Origin of the sequence: Gemmobacter fulvus, assembly GCF_018798885.1 — a bacterium.
Taxonomy (GTDB): Bacteria; Pseudomonadota; Alphaproteobacteria; order Rhodobacterales; family Rhodobacteraceae; genus Gemmobacter; species Gemmobacter fulvus.
This window is the reverse complement of the sequence record NZ_CP076361.1, coordinates 2,490,561-2,509,533: the sequence shown is the minus strand read 5'-3', so window position 1 is coordinate 2,509,533 and position 18,973 is coordinate 2,490,561. Positions and strand designations below refer to the sequence as shown.

The following is an 18,973-nucleotide window of genomic DNA, read 5'->3' as shown; positions in this document are numbered from 1 at the left end:
CAAACCAGCGAATCCCGGTCGCCCGGAATCCGTAGGATGCGTTCCACTACAGGAAGGCACCCAACAGGGCAAGGGAAACTTTGCCCCCCCCTGCCCCCAAGCAAAAGGCCCCGCCATCACTGGCGGGGCCTTGATCGTCAGGCCGGGGTTGCCCCCGGCCAAACCTTACCAGTCTTCGCGCTGAACGACGCGGGTGGTGACCGGCAGTTTCATGGCGCCAAGGCGCAGGGCCTCACGCGCGATGGTTTCGGCCACGCCGTCGATTTCAAACATGATCCGGCCCGGTTTCACCTTGGCCGCCCAGTAATCAACGGAACCCTTGCCTTTACCCATCCGAACTTCGGTGGGCTTGGACGACACCGGAACATCCGGGAATACGCGAATCCAAACGCGGCCCTGACGTTTCATGTGACGGGTGATGGCACGACGAGCAGCTTCGATCTGGCGCGCAGTCACGCGCTCCGGCTCGGTCGCTTTCAGACCAAAGGTCCCGAAGTTCAGGTTGAAGCCGCCTTTGGCTTCGCCGTGAATCCGGCCTTTGTGCTGTTTGCGGAACTTGGTCCGTTTCGGTTGCAGCATCTTCTCTCTCCCTTAGGCGCGTTCGCGGTCGCGACGCGGGGCGCGCGGTGCAGCGCCTTCCTGAGCCTCAGCAAGACGACGATCATGCGCCTGCGGATCATGCTCAAGGATTTCGCCTTTGAAGATCCAGACCTTCACACCGATGATCCCATAGGGGGTCATGGCTTCGGACAGGGCATAGTCGATGTCGGCACGCAGCGTGTGCAGCGGCACGCGGCCTTCACGGTACCATTCGGTACGCGCGATTTCCGCACCACCCAGACGACCCGCAACGTTCACGCGGATGCCGAGGGCGCCGATGCGCATCGCGTTCTGCACGCCGCGCTTCATGGCGCGACGGAAGGAGACGCGGCGTTCCATCTGCTGGGCGATCGATTCGGCCACCAGCTGGGCGTCGACTTCCGGCTTGCGGACTTCGACGATGTTCAGGTGCAGTTCCGACTTGGTGAAAGCCATCAGCTTCTTGCGCAGACCTTCGATGTCTGCACCTTTCTTGCCGATGATCACACCCGGACGTGCAGTGTGAATGGTCACACGGCACTTCTTGTGCGGACGCTCGATGATGACACGCGACACGCCGGCCTGCTTGCATTCCTCGTGGATGAACTCGCGCATCTTGAGGTCTTCAAGCAGCAGGTTGCCGTAGTCTTTCGAATCGGCGAACCAACGGCTGTCCCAGGTGCGGTTGACCTGGAGGCGCATCCCGATAGGGTTAACCTTCTGACCCATTACGCAGTCTCCCCTTTCTGACGCACCTTGATGGTGATTTCCGAGAACGGCTTCATGATCTTGCCGAACCGGCCGCGTGCGCGCGGACGGCCCCGTTTCATCACCAGGTTCTTGCCGCAGTACGCTTCTGCAACCACCAGCTCGTCAACGTCGAGGCCGTGGTTGTTTTCAGCATTGGCAATGGCCGACTGCAGGCACTTCAGCACGTCATTGGCGATCCGCTTCTTGGAGAAGGTGAGATCGGCAATGGCCTTGTCCACCTTCTTGCCACGGATCAGACCAGCGACAAGGTTGAGCTTCTGCGGCGAGGTGCGAAGCATCTTGGCCTTGGCCAGTGCCTCATTCTCCGCCACGCGGCGCGGATTCTTTTCCTTACCCATGGCGATTACTTCCTCTTGGCTTTTTTATCGGCGGCGTGACCGTAGTAGGTCCGGGTCGGCGAATACTCACCGAACTTCTGGCCGATCATTTCTTCGGACACCGCAACCGGGATGTGCTTTTTGCCGTTATAGACGGCAAAGGTCAGCCCGACGAATTGCGGCAGGATGGTGGAACGGCGCGACCAGATCTTGATCACTTCGCTCTTGCCCGAGTCGCGCGCTTTTTCGGCTTTCTTCAGCACATAAGCGTCGACAAAGGGGCCTTTCCAAACAGAACGCGACATGGATTAACGCCCCTTCTTCGCATTGCGCGACCGGACAATGTACTTGTCGGTCTGCTTGTTCTTACGGGTCTTGTTGCCCTTGGTGCCCTTGCCCCACGGCGTAACCGGGTGACGGCCACCAGAGGTCCGGCCCTCACCACCACCATGCGGGTGGTCGATCGGGTTCATCGCAACACCGCGAACGGTCGGGCGCACGCCCTTGTGGCGCATACGACCGGCTTTACCGAAGTTCTGGTTGGAGTTGTCGGGGTTCGACACGGCACCAACGGTGGCCATGCATTCCTGACGGACCATACGCAGTTCGCCCGAGGACAGGCGGATCTGGGCGTAGCCACCATCACGACCAACGAACTGGGCATAGGTGCCAGCAGCGCGGGCCAGCTGGCCGCCCTTGCCGGGCTTCAGCTCGACGTTGTGAACGATGGTACCGATCGGCATGCCGGAGAACGGCATTGCGTTGCCCGGTTTCACGTCGGTCTTGGCACCGGCGATGACGGAGTCACCCACGGCGAGACGCTGGGGCGCGAGGATATAGGCAAGTTCGCCATCCTCATACTTGACCAGCGCGATGAAGGCGGTGCGGTTCGGATCGTATTCGATCCGTTCAACGACTGCCGCCATATCGAATTTGCGACGTTTGAAGTCCACAACGCGGTACAGGCGCTTCGCGCCGCCGCCTTTGTGCCACATCGTGACGCGTCCGGTGTTGTTGCGGCCACCCGTCTTGGTCAAACCCTCAGTAAGGGATTTGACCGGACGGCCTTTCCACAGCTCCGAACGGTCGATCAGAACCAGCCCACGCTGGCCAGGCGTCGTCGGTTTATACGACTTGAGTGCCATGCTTTCTGTCTTCCGTTAGCTTGCGAATGACGCCCCTGTTCACTGGAACCAGCTTCGGGTCGTCGTCTCGCGGTTGAAGGGCTCCGAAGATCCCCGACTACACTTCGTCACAGGTTGCGCCTGTCTGTTGCCAGCCGTGCAAAACCTGCTTTCGCAAAAAATCCGCGGCCCCGGAAATGCCGGGGCCGCGAGATTCGTGGGCTTCTATCAGAGGCCGGTGGCCACGTCGATAGAGTTCCCCTCCTCGAGGGTCACATATGCCTTTTTCTTGTCGCTCCGCTCGCCGATCCGGCCGCGGAACTTCTTGACCTTGCCTTTGGTGATGGTGGTGTTGACCGCCTTCACCTTCACGCCAAAGACAGCTTCAACAGCTTCCTTGATCTGCGGTTTGGTCGCGTCCATCGCCACCTGGAACACCACGGCATTGGACTCGCCTGCCAGGGTGGCCTTTTCGGTGATGATCGGCTTCTTGATCAGGTCGAAATGTTCGGGTTTCACGCTCATTTCAGACGCGCCTCCAGAGCTTCGATACCTGCTTTGGTGATCACGAGCTGATCCCGCTTCAGGATATCATAGACGTTTGCCCCCATCGACGGCAGCACATCAATACCTTCGATGTTGCGTGCGGCCAGAGCGAAGTTTTCGTTCACTTCAGCACCGTCGATGATCAGGACGCGCTTCCAGCCCAGCTCCTTCGCGGCTTTCACCAGCGAAGAGGTCTTGGCATCGGCCATGGTGGCCGCGTCCAGGATGATCAGCTCGCCCGCAGCGGCCTTGGCCGACAGCGCGTGACGCAGACCCAGAGCCCGGAACTTCTTGGGCAGGTCATGCGCGTGGCTGCGCGGGGTCGGGCCCTTGACGACACCACCGTGACGGAAGATCGGCGCCTTCTTGGACCCGTGGCGTGCGCCGCCGGTGCCCTTCTGGCGATAGATCTTCTTGGTCGAGTAGGACACTTCGGCGCGGGTCAGCGTCGAGTGGGTGCCAGCCTGGGCACGGGCCCGCTGCCAGCGCACGACGCGGTGCAGGATGTCGGCGCGCGGCTCGAGGCCGAACAGCGCTTCGTCCAGATCGATGGAACCGGCTTTGCCGCCGTCCAGCTTGATCACATCAAGTTTCATGCTTCACCCCCTTCGACGGTCGCTTCAACAGCGACAGCAGCCGAACGCACAGCGGCAGGCAGCGGCAGACCAGCGGGCGCGGCTTTCTTGACCGCATCCTTGATCGTGACCCAGCCACCCTTGGAACCGGGGACGGCGCCCTTGACCATGATCAGGCCACGGTCGGCGTCGGTCCGAACGACTTCGAGGTTCTGCGTGGTCACACGCACGGCGCCAAGATGGCCAGCCATCTTCTTGCCTTTGAACACCTTGCCCGGATCCTGGCACTGGCCGGTCGAACCGTGCGAACGGTGCGAGATTGACACACCGTGCGACGCGCGCAGACCACCAAAGTTGTGACGCTTCATCGCACCGGCAAAACCCTTACCGATCGAGGTGCCTGCGATGTCCACATACTGGCCAGCGAGGTAGTGGTCAGCGGTGATTTCCGCGCCCACTTCGATCAGATTGTCGGGCGACACGCGGAATTCGGCCACTTTGCGCTTGGGCGCAACATTGGCCTTGGCAAAATGCCCACGCATGCCAGCGGTGGTGCGCTTGGCCTTGGCCACGCCAGCGCCGAGCTGGACAGCGGTGTAGCCATCCTTGTCAGCAGTGCGTTGAGCCACGACTTGCAGCGCGTCGAGCTGAAGAACGGTCACAGGAACCTGCTTGCCGTCTTCGAGGAACAGCCGGGTCATGCCCAGCTTCTTAGCGATAACACCAGAGCGCATATTGTTCATGCCCCCTTACACTTTGATTTCGACGTCGACGCCGGCAGCGAGGTCGAGCTTCATCAGCGCGTCCACGGTCTGCGGGGTCGGATCGACGATATCGAGAAGACGTTTGTGCGTGCGGATTTCCCACTGGTCGCGCGACTTCTTGTCGATGTGCGGACCGCGGAGAACCGTGAACTTTTCGATCTTGTTCGGCAGCGGGATCGGGCCACGCACTTGCGCGCCGGTCCGCTTCGCGGTGTTTACGATTTCCTGCGTGGAGGCATCCAGCACGCGGTAATCGAAGGCTTTCAGCCTGATGCGGATAGTCTGACTCATTGTCTCAATGCCCTTGGGCTCGGCGGGAAGCGAAGGGGCGGCTCACCGCCCCCGGCCCCTCTTCCGAAGGTTTCATACGGTATAGATGAAATTCAGCGAGTCAGCCCGAAAGCTGACCCGCCTACGCATCATCGCGCGTTTAGTGGGGCATGCCCCGTAGGGCAAGCCCGAAAATCATCTTATTCGATGATTTTCGACACGACGCCTGCACCGACGGTGCGGCCGCCTTCACGGATGGCGAAGCGCAGTTTCTCTTCCATCGCGATCGGGGCGATGAGCGAGACGTTGAACTTCAGGTTGTCGCCCGGCATCACCATTTCGGTGCCTTCCGGCAGTTCAACCGTCCCGGTCACGTCGGTGGTGCGGAAGTAGAATTGCGGACGGTAGTTCGCAAAGAACGGCGTGTGACGGCCGCCTTCTTCCTTGGTCAGGATATAGGCTTCGGCTTCGAACTTGGTGTGCGGTTTCACCGAGTTCGGTTTGCACAGAACCTGGCCGCGCTCGATGCCTTCACGGTCCACACCGCGCAGCAGCAGGCCGACGTTGTCGCCAGCTTCGCCCTGGTCCAGCAGCTTGCGGAACATCTCGACGCCAGTGCAGACGGTTTTCTTGTTCGGGCGGATGCCGACGATCTCGACTTCCTCGCCGACCTTCACCACGCCGCGCTCGATCCGGCCGGTGGCAACGGTGCCGCGGCCCGAGATCGAGAACACGTCTTCGACCGGCATCAGGAACGGCTGGTCAACAGCGCGCGCCGGGGTCGGGATATAGGCGTCGACAGCCGCGATCAGCGCGCGGATCGAGTTTTCGCCGATTTCCGGGTTGGTGCCGTTCATCGCCGCCAGAGCCGAGCCCTTGATGATCGGAATGTCGTCGCCGGGATAGTCGTAGGACGACAGAAGTTCGCGAACTTCCATTTCCACCAGTTCCAGCAGCTCTTCGTCATCCACCTGGTCGACCTTGTTCAGGTAGACGACCATGTACGGAATGCCGACCTGACGGCCGAGCAGGATGTGCTCGCGCGTCTGCGGCATCGGGCCGTCAGCTGCGTTCACCACCAGGATCGCGCCGTCCATCTGCGCGGCACCGGTGATCATGTTCTTCACATAGTCGGCGTGGCCGGGGCAGTCGACGTGGGCGTAGTGACGCGCTTCCGATTCGTATTCCACGTGCGCGGTCGAGATCGTGATCCCCCGTGCCCGCTCTTCCGGTGCGCCGTCAATCTGGTCATAGGCACGGAATTCACCAAAATACTTCGTGATCGCTGCCGTCAGCGTCGTCTTGCCGTGGTCAACGTGGCCAATCGTGCCAATGTTGACGTGCGGTTTCGTCCGTTCAAACTTTGCCTTTGCCATTTGGCAAACTCCTCATTGGTTCAGATGCGCCGGGGTCGACCCCGGCCTACGATGTGGTAGGGCGGGGTTGCCCCCGCCGCACCGATCAGGCGTATTTCTTCTGGATCTCTTGCGAGATGTTCTCGGGCACGGCGTCGTAATGGTCGAATTCCATCGAGAACACAGCCCGGCCCGAGGTCATCGAGCGCAGCGTGTTGATGTAGCCGAACATGTTCGCCAGCGGGACCATCGAGGAAATGACATTCGCGTTGCCGCGGCTGTCCTGCCCCGTGACCATGCCCCGACGTGAGGTCAGGTCGCCGATGACGCCGCCGGTGTATTCTTCCGGGGTGACGACTTCGACTTTCATGATCGGCTCCAGCAGCTTGGCGCCGGCTTTCTTCAGACCTTCGCGCATTGCGGCGCGCGAGGCGATCTCGAAGGCCAGAACCGACGAGTCAACATCGTGGAACGCGCCGTCGATCAGCTGCACCTTGAAGTCGATCACCGGGAAGCCAGCCAGCGGGCCCGAATCCATGACGGATTTGATGCCTTTTTCGACGCCGGGGATGTATTCCTTCGGCACCGCACCGCCCACGATCTTGGATTCGAACGAATAACCTTCGCCCGGCTCCGTCGGCGAGATGACCAGCTTGACGCGTGCGAACTGGCCGGTACCACCGGTCTGTTTCTTGTGCGTGTAGTCGATCTCGTGCTCGCGCGAGATGGTTTCGCGGTAAGCCACCTGCGGCGCACCGATATTCGCCTCGACCTTGAACTCGCGACGCATGCGGTCCACGAGGATGTCGAGGTGAAGTTCGCCCATGCCCTTCATGATGGTCTGGCCCGATTCGATATCGGTTTCGACGCGGAAGGACGGGTCTTCGGCAGCCAGACGGGCCAAAGCGATGCCCATCTTTTCCTGGTCGGCTTTGGTCTTCGGCTCCACCGCGATCTCGATCACCGGGACCGGGAAGGTCATGGTTTCGAGAACGACCGGGTTCGCCGGGTCACAAAGCGTGTCACCCGTGGTGGTCTCTTTCAGACCGCCAAGCGCGATGATGTCACCCGCAAATGCTTCGGTGATTTCTTCGCGTTCGATGGCGTGCATCATCATCATGCGGCCAACGCGCTCTTTGCGCTCTTTGGTCGCGTTCATCATCGCATCGCCCTTGGCCAGCTTGCCCGAATAGATCCGGGTGAAGGTGAGCGAGCCCACGAAGGGGTCGTTCATGATCTTGAAGGCCAGCGCCGAGAAGGGCTGGTCGTCATCGGCCGAACGCGCGATGTTGCGGGTCTCGGTCTCGTCGCCCGGCGCGAAGCCCATATAGGGCGGCACGTCCAGCGGCGAGGGCAGATAGTCGATCACGGCGTTCAGGAGGGGCTGCACGCCCTTGTTCTTGAACGACGAACCAGCCATCACCGGAATGAAGTCGATGGCGAGCGTGCCCTTGCGGATCAGCGCGCGCAGCGTGTCGACATCCGGCTCGTTGCCTTCCAGATAGGCTTCCATCGCAGCGTCGTCCTGACCGACTGCCGTTTCCAGCAGGTTCAGGCGCCACTCGTCGGCTTCATCTTTCAGCTCGTCGCGGATCGGCTGGCGGCGCCAGGACGCCCCAAGGTCTTCGCCCTCATAGACCCATTCTTCCATGGTCACGAGGTCGATGATGCCTTCCAGCTTGTCTTCCGCACCGATCGGCAGGACGATCGGCATGGCATTCGCGCCCGTCCGGTCCTTGATCATCTTCACGCAGTTCATGAAGTCGGCGCCGGTCTTGTCCATCTTGTTGACGAACACGATCCGCGGAACCTTGTAGCGGTCAGCCTGACGCCACACGGTTTCGGTCTGCGGCTCCACGCCGGCGTTGCCATCGAGCAGAACCACAGCGCCATCGAGAACGGCCAGCGAACGCTCGACTTCAATGGTGAAGTCGACGTGGCCGGGGGTGTCGATGATGTTGAAACGATACTTCGTTGCCTTGTCGCCAAGACCCGCAGTCGAATCGATCTGACGGTTCCAGAACGTGGTCGTGGCAGCCGAGGTGATGGTGATGCCGCGCTCTTGCTCCTGCTCCATCCAGTCCATCGTCGCGGCGCCGTCATGGACTTCGCCGATCTTGTGGGACTTGCCGGTGTAGTAAAGGATGCGTTCCGAAGTCGTGGTCTTGCCCGCGTCGATATGGGCAATGATCCCGAAATTGCGGTAACGCTCAAGCGGATAGTCGCGTGCCATGTGGACCCCTTACCAGCGGTAATGGCTGAACGCTTTGTTCGCGTCGGCCATCTTGTGGGTGTCTTCGCGCTTCTTCACCGCGGTGCCACGGTTGTTCACCGCATCCGACAGTTCAGCGGCCAGACGTTCTTCCATGGTGTTTTCGTTGCGCTTGCGAGCAGCGATGATCAGCCAGCGGATCGCAAGCGCTTCGCGGCGCTCGGTGCGGACTTCGACCGGAACCTGATAGGTCGCACCACCGACGCGGCGCGAACGCACTTCGACGGAGGGCTTCACATTGTCCAGCGCCTCATGGAAGGCTTGGATCGGCTCGCGCTTCAGACGGGTCTGAACGCGGTCGAGGGCACCATAAACGATCGATTCAGCGACGGACTTCTTGCCGTCGAGCATCAGGTTGTTCATGAATTTGGTCAGAACCCGATCGCCATACTTGGCATCGGGAAGGATTTCGCGCTTTTCGGCGGCGTGACGACGGGACATCTCTCAGAACCTCACTTCGGACGCTTCGCGCCGTATTTCGAACGACGCTGACGACGGTCTTTGACGCCCTGGGTATCCAGAACGCCGCGCAGGATGTGGTAACGCACACCCGGAAGGTCTTTCACCCGGCCGCCGCGGATCAGAACCACGGAGTGCTCCTGAAGGTTGTGCTTTTCACCGGGGATATAGCTGATCACCTCGAAGCCATTGGTCAGACGGACCTTGGCAACTTTCCGCATAGCGGAGTTCGGCTTTTTCGGGGTCGTGGTGTATACGCGGGTACAAACGCCGCGCTTTTGCGGGCAGGATTCCAAGTGCTGCGACTTGGACCGCGTTTTCCGTGCTTCCCGCGGCTTGCGGATCAGCTGTTGGATCGTCGGCATTAGACTAGCCTCTATGTTGCAACCCGTTCAATCATCACCCGTCAGTGACGTTTCCGGGGGCATTTCGTCGATACGTGCCTTGCGCGTCCGCAAAACACCAAAACCGCATACGCCCCCTTCGCAGGGACGACGCGGTGGAATTTCAGAGGATCGGAGCTTGCGCCCGGATCGTGACCACATCAATTTTGAACCCAGATCACGGAATCCCGCAGATCGAGGTAGGCGGCGTATAGGGGGAGTCGCACAGGTTGTCAACAGCAGCAGGGGTGGCGGCCCTTGGCCTGGCAGGTGCTGGCAGCGGGTTGGCCGAATCGCGGGCCGGGGCAAATACCGAAGCCAATATGGCAGTCTGCGCAATCACTGTGCGCAACACTGCAACAATGGCGCAAAGCCACGGGTATTGGCAACCTGCGGCAGTGCGGCATCGGGCAAATTAGGCATTTTCACGGAATTTTCTGGCCGGCCTTGCGGCTTTGTGGCATTTCTAAGGCGCATATACTGTGCCCGGAGACGAACATGACTCAATTCCTCAAATCCCTCGCCGCCGGTGCGACCGTTGCGGTTGTTTCTGCCGGATCTGCCGCTGCGCAGACCTATGGCAGCGGCTGCTCGATCTTCACGCCCTGGCGCTGCTTTGGCGGCGGCGGTTCGGGTGGCGGCACGCCGACCCCGACGCCGACTTCCGTGCCGGAGATCGACGCTTCGGCTGGCCTGCTGGCCATTGCTGCGGTTGCCGTGGTGATGCTGTTTGTGTGGGAGCGCCGCCGTCGCGCTGCCTGAAACGCTCTGCATCGGCATGACGTCAAAAACGGGGCCACCATCCGGTGCGCCCCGTTTTTAAATGCGCGCAAAGTCGCTGGTGGCGAACGCCCAGGCCGCGACAACCAGATTGGCCGCGATATGGGCAATCACCGCATCAGCCACCCGGCCCCGCCGCAGCATTACCAACGCAAAGATGATCCCGGCCACCCCTGCCGCCAGCCAGCGCCCGTGCAAGGCGGCGAATGCCGCAGATGAAACGGCGACCGCCAACAGCCGCTGCCACGGCGCCGGGCCGTCGAGCCGCGCCAGAAGATAGCCGCGGAAGAACATCTCTTCCACCAGCGGCACCAGCAGAACGGTGCCAATCAGCCGCGTGACGATCCAGATCGCCAGCATCCAGCCCGACAGCCCGCCCAAAGCCCGTGCCAGATCCATGCCCGCCCGGGCATCCGCCTGATCGAACCACAACCAACCCAGCCCGACCAAGCCCCCCAGCGCCACCGCCAGCGGATCCACCCGCCACTCAAACTGCCGATAAAATCCGCGAAAGGCCCAGATCGCCAGACCCAGCGCCATGGCCCGCAGCGGATAACCCAGTTCGGGATGTGGAAACAATGCATGGGTCAGCAGGCTGACACCCATGAATATCGCAAAGGGCAGCAAGGCGCCGGCCAAGGGATCCTCGGTCAGCCGCCCCGCGGTCGTGGGGCCTGACATCCGCGCGCGATGCAGCCATGGCACCGTCTGCACGCCCCAGACAATGGCCAGCGCCAGCAGGGTGAAGAACACCCAGCCCGCGTAAGAGTGAAAGCCGTTCACCGCCAGATCGGGCGAAACATATTGCCCGATCAGGATCAGCCCACCAACCCGCACCACGTTCAGCAGCCAGCTCAGCATGATCGCCAGCGGCAGCACCACCAGCCAGAAATGCGGAAAACGCACCGTATCGCGAAAGATGAATGCATAAAGCACGGTGAACCCCGTCACCAAGGCCACGCCCTCAACCCCCGAACATTGCCGTGCGATATGCACGCTGAACTGCGGAAAACCGATGATATAGCCGGGCGCATCCACGCGGATGTCGCTGGCAAACAGGCCAAGGAACAGATGCACCGCATCGAAGGTCAGCCGCGTCAGCCCCTGCCAATCCCACAGCGGCAGCGCCATATCGGCAAGATCCGGCAGCACGGCGGCAAGCGCCAGCGTGATCACCGGCGCAAAGTGATCCTGCACCAGCAATCGCGCCCAAGCCTGCGGCGGTGCCAGCCAGAACAGCCCGCCCACCGCCGCCAGCACGCTGCCCAGCAGCAGCGGCCACACCGCCAGATCAAACACCGCACCGATATTGCCGCCCGGCGCGAAGGCCAGCGGGCTGATCAGCAACAGCACCCCCAGCACATGCAGCAACCGCCAAACAAGCGCCGCCCCCTGCCCTTCCACGCTGCGCCGAAACGCCGAAAGGGCCAAGGGCCGCGCCCAGAGCAGCAGGCCGAATGCGGCGAACATCACCACGGCGCGCGCCACCAGACTGCGCAAGAACCGGCAAACGCCGTTCAGATCCGTTGCGTGACATTCGATCACCGCAAAGAACTGATAGGCCACGGCCAGCGCCAGCACTTCGGCACAGAACAGCAACGCCAACAGCCAGAGGCGGCCGGGCCTTTGCAGCGACACGGGGGAAGGTGGTAGATTCATGGCCTCAGCTTAGGCCGCGAATACGGCCAAAATTCAACGCCCCTGTGAAAACTTCGGGTCAGAAAGGGCGGAGGCCAAAGGGGCGGCACCTCGCCTGTGCCGCTCGCGCCACAGCGTAAAGATGCCTGTGGCGACCACGATTGCAGCCCCGATCACGGTCCAGCCATCGGGCAGGCTGCCAAAAATCAGAAAGCCCATCAAAATGGCCCAGAACAGCGCCATATATCGGAAGGGTGCAACAAAGCCGATGTCGCCCACCCGCATCACCATGACGACCGACATATAACCCACGATCAGATTGGCCGAGGCGGCAAGGATCAACAGTGCCTCGCGCAGGCTGACCGGCGCCCAGCCGGTGAAGATCATGCCCACCGCCCCCATCAGCGTCACCGCCAATGAGGCCCAGACGGCAACGGTGGCCGAGGCGGTGTTGCGGCTCACCTCGCGCGTCGCAAGATCACGCACCACCACACAGGCAACCGAGGCGAGGCCGAGCATCGACCAGCGGTCGAACCCGTCAGTGCCCGGCTTGATGATCAGCAGCACACCACAAAAGCCCACGGCAATCGCCAGCAGCCGCCGCCAGCCGATCTGATCACGGAACACCAGCGCCGCCGCCAGCGTCACCGCCAGCGGCAGCGATTGCATGATGGCCGACAGGTTGGCCAAGGGCATCTGCGTCAGCGCCACCAGAAAAGTGAGTGTCGCCAGCACTTCGGCCAGCGTGCGCAGCGCGTTCATCCGCCCGTCACGCCCGGTGGGCCAAAGCCGCAATGGGCCAGAGGCCGCCGCAATTGCCAACAGCGCCGCCGTTGTCACCAGCCCCCGCAGGGTGATCGCCTGAAACAGCGGCATAGTGCTGCTGACCGCCTTCATCGCCGTATCGTTCAGGGTGAAGGCCAGCATGGCAATATTCATCAGCACAGCGCCGCGCATATTGTCGGACAAGATCATTTCGCGGGTCTCACAGTCGAAAGCGCCGTGGCAACCGCCGCCAGATCAATGGCAAAGCGGTCACGCATCAGGGCGGGCACAGCATCAGGGGCCAAGGCAAAGCCCCGCTCCTGCACAGCAATACGGCTGTCATTGCCATCATGCGCGCCCCGCACAAACATGATCTGGTCGATTTGCGACAGAACCGGCATCCGTCGCCACAGCGTATGATGCGGAAAATCCAGCACAAACTTGCCCGAAGCCGGGCGCGTCACGATGGCCAGCCCCGGTGCCCAGCATTGTGTGATGCAGGGCTCCACCCGCAACTCCGCACCGGTATCGCGCAAGACGAGGCCCTTGCCGTAATCCAGCGCCATCAGCCCATTCCGGCTCAGCATCCGATCCTGCCACGCCACATCCCGGCGCACGCGCCGCACGAAAGTGGTGGCAATGGCATCATCGTCATCGAGCCGGAACTGCGCCACATAGACCGCCTCCGGGTCGATATGCGGTCGCATCGCATCCGCGCAGATGGCCCGGTGTTCCAGCGGGGGCGCGAACGCCAGCCGGACCTGCGGAATATCGCGGGTCAGCGCCTCGATCCCACGCAACCATGGCTGTGGGAAATCCTCGCCCAGAAGCAGCACCAGAATGAATTCGGGATCGCTTTGGGCCCGGATCGCGGGCAACAGAACATGCTCCAGCCAGACCAGTCGATAGTTCAGCCGCGCGGGCGCATAAAGCATCTCGCGCCGCTGCGCCACGCTGTCATGGATCACCCGGAACGCGCCGCGACTGGGCACCGAAAAGCGGCAAAGACCAATCACCTGGATCGGGGATCGCGCTTCGGAAGGATCGTCGGGCGGCTGCATGCCCGCATGTTGCGCAAGCCGCGCCGGGCTTTGCAAGGGGCAAACCGCAGGCCCGGCTCAGACCGCTTGCAGGGTTTCGGCGGTAAAGGGAAAATGCGCCTCGATCAGCGGCGCCGCATCCTCCCAACTGCATTTCTCGATCTTGCCCGAGGCGTGGGGGTCGCTGTCATTGTCGCTGTGCACCGTGCGGATGAAGGCTGGCACATTGGCGTCGGTATAGGTGTTATAATACTGGCCGCAGAAGCGGTGATTGCGGCGAAAGATGTTCTCCTGCACACCTTTGGGCGTGGTCATCGCAAGGCCAATGCCAATCGGCGTTTTTTCCACAACCTCGAAAATCGTGTTGCCGCCGGGTTTGCGCTCCAGAAAGTAGCCCCGGTTGCTGCCGGTCACCAATGGCGCATCCATCCCGGCCACCGGCAACAGGGCCGCCACGGTCCGCCGCATCCGGGCGATATGATCCCGGTCAAGCGCATCATCATCATCCAGTCGAAACCCGGTGACATGGGTGGCCCTGTCCTGTTCGGCCATGGCAAAGGCCCGCCGCACCGCAAGGTAATGCGGCAGTGAGGTCAGCGCCACAACCCGCGCCCCCGCCAGCGGCGCGATGGCATCATGCAGCCGGTCACGCCAGACATCCGGGAGGCTGCGGCCGATCAGAAAGATCATCGCAAAATCCGTGTCACTTTGCGCCAGCAACGACGGCATGGTCAGCCGCTCAAACAATTGGAACCGCCGCTCCAGCCGCACAGGGTCGTAAAGCCGGGTTTCCAGCACTTCAGGGTCATCGTCGGATTTCACAAATCCGCCTTTTGACGGGTAGGAAAACCGCATCAGCCCGATGATCTGGTTCTGGAATTTCGCGGTCATCTTCGGCCTGTTCCAATGCTTTGTTCCAGCATTGCCGCCACAGATCGGCTTGTCAAAATGAAACACCGAAATGCAAACAGCCCCCGCCTTACGGCAGGGGCTGTTCAACGTCAGGTCGCTGCGATCACTCGCGGCTTTCGATCGTGTCAGCCAGGCTGCTGTCCACATCCGGCACCACCGACGCTGCGGTCGGCGCGGCCAGTGCGGCTGCGGCTTCCGCCTCGTTGCGGCGGGCGTCGATCACCTTGCCGTCGCGATCCGCTGCGATCTTCTTCACGCGGCTGGTGGCACCGCCGGTGCCCGCCGGGATCAGACGACCCACGATCACGTTCTCTTTCAGGCCCACCAGTTTGTCGCGTTTGCCCTGCACCGAAGCCTCGGTCAGAACGCGGGTGGTTTCCTGGAAGGACGCCGCCGAAATGAACGACCGGGTTTGCAGCGAAGCCTTGGTGATCCCCAGAAGGATCGGCTCTGCCTGAGCCGGGCGCATGCCATGCGACAGCGCCTTGTCGTTCATCTCGTCCAGTTCGGCCTTGTCGACATGCTCACCTTTCAGCAGCGTCGTTTCGCCCGAATCCAGAACTTCGAACTTCTGGAGCATCTGGCGCACGATCACTTCGATGTGCTTATCGTTGATCTTCACGCCTTGCAGACGATAGACGTCCTGCACTTCGTCGATCATGTAGTTGGCCAGCGCCTCGACACCCATGATGCGCAGGATGTCATGCGGCGCGGGGTTGCCGTCCATGATGTAATCGCCCTTCTGGACGAAATCGCCTTCCTGAACCGGAATATGTTTCCCTTTCGGGATCATGTATTCCTGCGTCTGGAGCGTCTCGTCCACCGGCTCGATGGTGATGCGGCGCTTGTTCTTGTAGTCCTTGCCGAAGCGCACATAACCATCGGTTTCCGCGATGATGGCGTGATCTTTCGGGCGACGGGCTTCGAACAGTTCGGCCACGCGGGGCAGACCCCCGGTGATGTCCTTGGTCTTGGCACCTTCGCGCGGGATACGCGCCACGACGTCACCGGCCTTCATCTCTTGCCCGTCTTCAACCGACAGAATCGCGTCGACCGACATCGGGTAAGAGATCGGGTTGCCTTGCTCGTTGCGCATCGGCTCGCCGGTTTCCGGGTTCATCACGATCACTTCCGGCTTCAGGTCGCCACCTTTCGGTGCCGAACGCCAGTCGGTGACGATCTTCTGCGTCATGCCGGTGGCTTCGTCAGTATCGTCGCGCACCGAGATGCCCGAGATCAGGTCGACAAAGCGCGCGATACCGGCCTTTTCGGCGATGATCGGCAGGGTATAGGGATCCCATTCGAACAGCTTGGCACCACGTTTGACCGCGGCCCCTTCCTTGACGTGAACCTTGGCACCATAAGTCACCTTATGGGCTGCGCGTTCCTGACCGGCCTCGTCGATGATGGCAATCTGCATGTTCCGGCCCATGACGATCTGTTCGCCATTGGCATTTGCCAGAAGGTTGGCATTGCGGAACTCGATCTTGCCCTCTTGGCTGGCTTCGAGGAAGGACTGCTGACCACCCTGAGCAATACCGCCGATGTGGAAGGTCCGCATCGTCAGCTGGGTGCCCGGCTCGCCGATCGACTGTGCGGCGATGATGCCGACAGCTTCGCCCTGGTTCACCAGCGTGCCGCGTGCAAGGTCACGGCCATAGCACATGGCGCAGACGCCCTCTTCGGCTTCGCAGGTCAGCGGCGAGCGGATGCGCGCCGTTGCAACGCCCGCTTGCAGGATCGCATCTGCCTTGCGTTCGTCGATCAGCTCGCCCCGTTTCACCACCACTTCTTCGGTACCCGGCACAAAGATGTCATCCGCCGCCACACGGCCCAGCACACGCTCGGCCAGCGACGCGACCACTTCACCGTCATTCACTGCCGCTTCGGCGGTAATGGCGTTTTCGGTGCCGCAATCATGCGACCGCACGATGCAATCCTGCGCCACGTCCACCAGGCGGCGGGTCAGATACCCCGAGTTCGCCGTTTTCAGTGCCGTATCCGCAAGGCCCTTCCGGGCGCCGTGGGTCGAGTTGAAGTATTCAAGAACGGTCAGACCTTCCTTGAAGTTCGAGATGATCGGCGTTTCGATGATCTCGCCCGAAGGCTTGGCCATCAGACCGCGCATCCCGCCCAGCTGCTTCATCTGTGCAGGCGAACCCCGTGCCCCGGAGTGGGACATCATGTAGACCGAGTTCGGCTCTTTTTCAGCACCGGCATCGTCATAGCGCACAGCCGAAATCTCGGCCATCATCTCGCCTGCGACCTTGTCGGAGCATTTCGACCAGGCATCGACAACCTTGTTGTACTTTTCGCCCTGAGTGATCAGGCCGTCCATGTACTGCTGTTCGAATTCCTTCACCTGATCGCGGACTTCGTTCACGATGTCCCATTTGGTGTCGGGGATCAGCATGTCGTCCTTGCCGAACGAAATCCCGGCCTTGAACGCCTCGCGGAAGCCCAGACCCATGATCTGGTCACAGAAGATCACCGACTCTTTCTGACCGCAGTAGCGGTAGACGGTGTCGATGACGGTCTGCACGTCTTTCTTGCGCAGCAGGCGGTTCACCAGCTCGAACGGGGCTTTCGCGTTCAGCGGCAGCAGGTTGCCCAGACGCAGACGCCCGGGGGTCGTCTCGTAACGCTTCCAGATGATGTTGCCTTCGCCATCGACCTGACGCAGACGCGCCTGGATCTTGGCGTGCAGATGCACGGAGCCTGCGGCCAGCGCATGTTCCACTTCGTCCACATCGGTGAAGATCATGCCTTCACCGACCATGCCCTTGCGTTCCATGGTGGTGTAATACAGGCCCAACACCATGTCCTGCGACGGAACAATGATCGGCGCGCCGTTGGCGGGCGACAGAACGTTGTTCGTCGACATCATCAGCACGCGCGCTTCCAGCTGGGCTTCCTGCGAGAGCGGAACGTGAACAGCCATCTGGTCGCCGTCGAAGTCGGCGTTGAAGGCCGAGCAGACCAGCGGGTGCAGCTGGATTGCCTTGCCTTCGATTAGGATCGGCTCGAACGCCTGGATGCCCAGACGGTGCAGCGTCGGTGCGCGGTTCAGCAGCACCGGGTGTTCGCGGATCACCTCATCAAGGATGTCCCAGACCTCCGGGCGCTCTTTCTCGACCAGCTTCTTCGCCTGCTTCACGGTGCTGGACAGGCCCTTGGCCTCCAGACGCGAATAGATGAAGGGCTTGAACAGCTCCAACGCCATCTTCTTCGGCAGGCCGCACTGATGCAGTTTCAGCTCCGGCCCGGTCACGATCACCGAACGGCCCGAGAAGTCGACCCGTTTCCCCAGAAGGTTCTGACGGAAGCGGCCCTGTTTGCCTTTCAGCATGTCGGACAGCGATTTCAGCGGGCGCTTGTTGGTGCCCGTGATCACGCGGCCGCGACGGCCATTGTCGAACAGCGCGTCCACGGCTTCTTGCAGCATGCGCTTTTCGTTGCGCACGATGATATCGGGCGCACGCAGCTCGATCAGCCGTTTCAGACGGTTGTTGCGGTTGATGACGCGACGATACAGGTCGTTCAGGTCAGAGGTCGCAAAACGTCCCCCATCCAGCGGCACCAGAGGGCGCAGTTCTGGCGGGATCACCGGCAGCACGGTCAGGATCATCCATTCCGGGCGGTTGCCGGATTCGAGGAAGCTTTCCACGATCTTCAAGCGCTTGATGATCTTCTTCGGCTTCAGCTCGCCGGTGGCTTCCTTCAGGTCTTCCCGAAGCTGCACGGCGGTGCTGTCCAGATCAATCGCGGCCAGCATCTCGCGGATTGCCTCGGCACCGATATTCGCGGTGAAAGCATCAGCGCCGAACTGGTCCTGCGCGTCGAGGAATTCTTCCTCGGTCATCAGCTGACCATAGGTCAGGTCGGTCAGACCCGGCTCGATCACCACATAGTTTTCGAAATAGAGGATGCGTTCCAGATCGCGCAGCGTCATGTCCAGCATCAGACCGATGCGGGACGGCAGCGATTTCAGGAACCAGATATGGGCGACGGGCGCCGCCAGTTCGATATGGCCCATGCGCTCGCGGCGCACCTTTTGCAGCGTGACTTCCACACCGCATTTCTCGCAGACAACGCCGCGATATTTCATGCGCTTGTATTTGCCGCAGAGGCATTCGTAATCCTTGATCGGGCCAAAGATCCGCGCGCAGAACAGACCGTCACGCTCGGGCTTGAACGTGCGGTAGTTGATGGTTTCCGGCTTCTTGATTTCACCGAACGACCACGACAGGATCCGCTCGGGCGAAGCCAGCGAGATCTTGATCTCGTCGAAAGTCTTGACGGGCGCCACCGGGTTGAACGGGTTGGTGCTGAGTTCCTGGTTCATTTCAATTCCTAAGAATGGGGGCGGCGGGGGAAGGTTTGGCAGCGCGGGGAACTCCCCGCCCTGCCATCTGGGCACAAG

Annotated in this window: 19 protein-coding genes; 1 reads left to right on the top strand and 18 read right to left on the bottom strand. The window is 61.4% G+C overall.

Features of this window, described 5'->3' with window-relative positions:
• Positions 1-165 precede the first annotated feature (165 nt).
• The 13 genes from rplP to rpsL form a co-directional block, all read right to left on the bottom strand.
• Complete coding sequence (rplP, locus tag KM031_RS12125; RefSeq protein ID WP_215504657.1) at positions 166-579, bottom strand: 50S ribosomal protein L16; 414 nt, start codon at positions 577-579, stop codon at positions 166-168.
• Between the two features lie 12 nt (positions 580-591).
• Positions 592-1,308: a 30S ribosomal protein S3 gene (gene rpsC, locus KM031_RS12120; protein WP_215504658.1), complete on the bottom strand. Its 717-nt coding sequence runs from the start codon at positions 1,306-1,308 to the stop codon at positions 592-594.
• The gene (gene rplV, locus KM031_RS12115; protein ID WP_215504659.1) at positions 1,308-1,688 is read right to left on the bottom strand and encodes a 50S ribosomal protein L22; all 381 of its coding nucleotides are present in this window, start codon (positions 1,686-1,688) and stop codon (positions 1,308-1,310) included. The genes rpsC and rplV overlap by 1 nt, the downstream gene beginning before the upstream one ends.
• Before the next feature lie 5 nt (positions 1,689-1,693).
• Entirely contained in the window at positions 1,694-1,972 is a 279-nt protein-coding gene (gene rpsS / locus KM031_RS12110) for a 30S ribosomal protein S19 (RefSeq protein ID WP_215504660.1), read from the bottom strand.
• A gap of 3 nt (positions 1,973-1,975) precedes the next feature.
• The gene (gene rplB / locus KM031_RS12105; RefSeq protein ID WP_215504661.1) at positions 1,976-2,812 is read right to left on the bottom strand and encodes a 50S ribosomal protein L2; all 837 of its coding nucleotides are present in this window, start codon (positions 2,810-2,812) and stop codon (positions 1,976-1,978) included.
• A 207-nt stretch (positions 2,813-3,019) separates the two neighbouring features.
• Positions 3,020-3,316 carry a 50S ribosomal protein L23 gene (locus tag KM031_RS12100; protein ID WP_215504662.1) on the bottom strand — a complete coding sequence of 99 codons (297 nt, stop codon included), beginning with the start codon at positions 3,314-3,316 and terminating at the stop codon, positions 3,020-3,022.
• The gene (gene rplD / locus KM031_RS12095) at positions 3,313-3,933 is read right to left on the bottom strand and encodes a 50S ribosomal protein L4 (RefSeq protein WP_215504663.1); all 621 of its coding nucleotides are present in this window, start codon (positions 3,931-3,933) and stop codon (positions 3,313-3,315) included. The genes KM031_RS12100 and rplD overlap by 4 nt, the downstream gene beginning before the upstream one ends.
• Entirely contained in the window at positions 3,930-4,646 is a 717-nt protein-coding gene (gene rplC / locus KM031_RS12090) for a 50S ribosomal protein L3 (protein WP_215504995.1), read from the bottom strand. Before rplC ends, rplD begins: the two co-directional genes overlap by 4 nt.
• Before the next feature lie 15 nt (positions 4,647-4,661).
• The gene (gene rpsJ, locus KM031_RS12085) at positions 4,662-4,967 is read right to left on the bottom strand and encodes a 30S ribosomal protein S10 (protein WP_054301625.1); all 306 of its coding nucleotides are present in this window, start codon (positions 4,965-4,967) and stop codon (positions 4,662-4,664) included.
• A gap of 179 nt (positions 4,968-5,146) precedes the next feature.
• Entirely contained in the window at positions 5,147-6,322 is a 1,176-nt protein-coding gene (gene tuf / locus KM031_RS12080; RefSeq protein WP_215504664.1) for an elongation factor Tu, read from the bottom strand.
• 85 nt (positions 6,323-6,407) lie between these two features.
• The gene (gene fusA, locus KM031_RS12075; RefSeq protein ID WP_215504665.1) at positions 6,408-8,534 is read right to left on the bottom strand and encodes an elongation factor G; all 2,127 of its coding nucleotides are present in this window, start codon (positions 8,532-8,534) and stop codon (positions 6,408-6,410) included.
• 9 nt (positions 8,535-8,543) lie between these two features.
• Positions 8,544-9,014 (bottom strand): 30S ribosomal protein S7, encoded by a 471-nt coding sequence (rpsG, locus tag KM031_RS12070; RefSeq protein WP_215504666.1) that lies wholly within the window; start codon positions 9,012-9,014, stop codon positions 8,544-8,546.
• Positions 9,015-9,025: 11 nt separating this feature from the next.
• Positions 9,026-9,397 (bottom strand): 30S ribosomal protein S12, encoded by a 372-nt coding sequence (gene rpsL, locus KM031_RS12065; protein WP_091303734.1) that lies wholly within the window; start codon positions 9,395-9,397, stop codon positions 9,026-9,028.
• Between the two features lie 516 nt (positions 9,398-9,913).
• Between rpsL and KM031_RS12060 the strand changes: the two genes are divergently transcribed.
• On the top strand, positions 9,914-10,177 hold the full coding sequence (locus tag KM031_RS12060; protein WP_215504667.1) for a VPEID-CTERM sorting domain-containing protein: 264 nt from the start codon (positions 9,914-9,916) through the stop codon (positions 10,175-10,177).
• A gap of 57 nt (positions 10,178-10,234) precedes the next feature.
• Here KM031_RS12060 and xrtE read toward each other — a convergent pair whose 3' ends face one another.
• The 5 genes from xrtE to rpoC form a co-directional block, all read right to left on the bottom strand.
• A complete protein-coding gene (gene xrtE / locus KM031_RS12055; RefSeq protein ID WP_215504668.1) occupies positions 10,235-11,854 on the bottom strand; it encodes an exosortase E/protease, VPEID-CTERM system in 1,620 nt (539 codons plus the stop codon).
• Between the two features lie 33 nt (positions 11,855-11,887).
• The gene (locus KM031_RS12050) at positions 11,888-12,808 is read right to left on the bottom strand and encodes a DMT family transporter (RefSeq protein WP_215504669.1); all 921 of its coding nucleotides are present in this window, start codon (positions 12,806-12,808) and stop codon (positions 11,888-11,890) included.
• Positions 12,805-13,659, bottom strand: a complete 855-nt coding sequence (locus tag KM031_RS12045; protein WP_215504670.1) for a glycosyltransferase — start codon at positions 13,657-13,659, stop codon at positions 12,805-12,807. Before KM031_RS12045 ends, KM031_RS12050 begins: the two co-directional genes overlap by 4 nt.
• A gap of 57 nt (positions 13,660-13,716) precedes the next feature.
• The gene (locus KM031_RS12040; RefSeq protein ID WP_215504671.1) at positions 13,717-14,529 is read right to left on the bottom strand and encodes a glycosyltransferase; all 813 of its coding nucleotides are present in this window, start codon (positions 14,527-14,529) and stop codon (positions 13,717-13,719) included.
• Between the two features lie 124 nt (positions 14,530-14,653).
• Complete coding sequence (rpoC, locus tag KM031_RS12035) at positions 14,654-18,895, bottom strand: DNA-directed RNA polymerase subunit beta' (protein WP_215504672.1); 4,242 nt, start codon at positions 18,893-18,895, stop codon at positions 14,654-14,656.
• Positions 18,896-18,973: the final 78 nt, after the last annotated feature.

What these genes read in the sequence shown, in the direction of transcription:
- rplC (WP_215504995.1), bottom strand. Translation starts at nt 4,646, where the DNA reads ATGCGCTCTGGTGTTATCGCTAAGAAGCTGGGCATGACCCGGCTGTTC.
- KM031_RS12100 (WP_215504662.1), bottom strand. Translation starts at nt 3,316, where the DNA reads ATGAGCGTGAAACCCGAACATTTCGACCTGATCAAGAAGCCGATCATC.
- rpsJ (WP_054301625.1), bottom strand. Translation starts at nt 4,967, where the DNA reads ATGAGTCAGACTATCCGCATCAGGCTGAAAGCCTTCGATTACCGCGTG.
- rpsC (WP_215504658.1), bottom strand. Translation starts at nt 1,308, where the DNA reads ATGGGTCAGAAGGTTAACCCTATCGGGATGCGCCTCCAGGTCAACCGC.
- rpsG (WP_215504666.1), bottom strand. Translation starts at nt 9,014, where the DNA reads ATGTCCCGTCGTCACGCCGCCGAAAAGCGCGAAATCCTTCCCGATGCC.
- rplD (WP_215504663.1), bottom strand. Translation starts at nt 3,933, where the DNA reads ATGAAACTTGATGTGATCAAGCTGGACGGCGGCAAAGCCGGTTCCATC.
- xrtE (WP_215504668.1), bottom strand. Translation starts at nt 11,854, where the DNA reads ATGAATCTACCACCTTCCCCCGTGTCGCTGCAAAGGCCCGGCCGCCTC.
- KM031_RS12050 (WP_215504669.1), bottom strand. Translation starts at nt 12,808, where the DNA reads ATGATCTTGTCCGACAATATGCGCGGCGCTGTGCTGATGAATATTGCC.
- rplB (WP_215504661.1), bottom strand. Translation starts at nt 2,812, where the DNA reads ATGGCACTCAAGTCGTATAAACCGACGACGCCTGGCCAGCGTGGGCTG.
- rplV (WP_215504659.1), bottom strand. Translation starts at nt 1,688, where the DNA reads ATGGGTAAGGAAAAGAATCCGCGCCGCGTGGCGGAGAATGAGGCACTG.
- KM031_RS12045 (WP_215504670.1), bottom strand. Translation starts at nt 13,659, where the DNA reads ATGCAGCCGCCCGACGATCCTTCCGAAGCGCGATCCCCGATCCAGGTG.
- rplP (WP_215504657.1), bottom strand. Translation starts at nt 579, where the DNA reads ATGCTGCAACCGAAACGGACCAAGTTCCGCAAACAGCACAAAGGCCGG.
- rpsS (WP_215504660.1), bottom strand. Translation starts at nt 1,972, where the DNA reads ATGTCGCGTTCTGTTTGGAAAGGCCCCTTTGTCGACGCTTATGTGCTG.
- KM031_RS12060 (WP_215504667.1), top strand. Translation starts at nt 9,914, where the DNA reads ATGACTCAATTCCTCAAATCCCTCGCCGCCGGTGCGACCGTTGCGGTT.
- KM031_RS12040 (WP_215504671.1), bottom strand. Translation starts at nt 14,529, where the DNA reads ATGACCGCGAAATTCCAGAACCAGATCATCGGGCTGATGCGGTTTTCC.
- rpoC (WP_215504672.1), bottom strand. Translation starts at nt 18,895, where the DNA reads ATGAACCAGGAACTCAGCACCAACCCGTTCAACCCGGTGGCGCCCGTC.
- rpsL (WP_091303734.1), bottom strand. Translation starts at nt 9,397, where the DNA reads ATGCCGACGATCCAACAGCTGATCCGCAAGCCGCGGGAAGCACGGAAA.
- fusA (WP_215504665.1), bottom strand. Translation starts at nt 8,534, where the DNA reads ATGGCACGCGACTATCCGCTTGAGCGTTACCGCAATTTCGGGATCATT.
- tuf (WP_215504664.1), bottom strand. Translation starts at nt 6,322, where the DNA reads ATGGCAAAGGCAAAGTTTGAACGGACGAAACCGCACGTCAACATTGGC.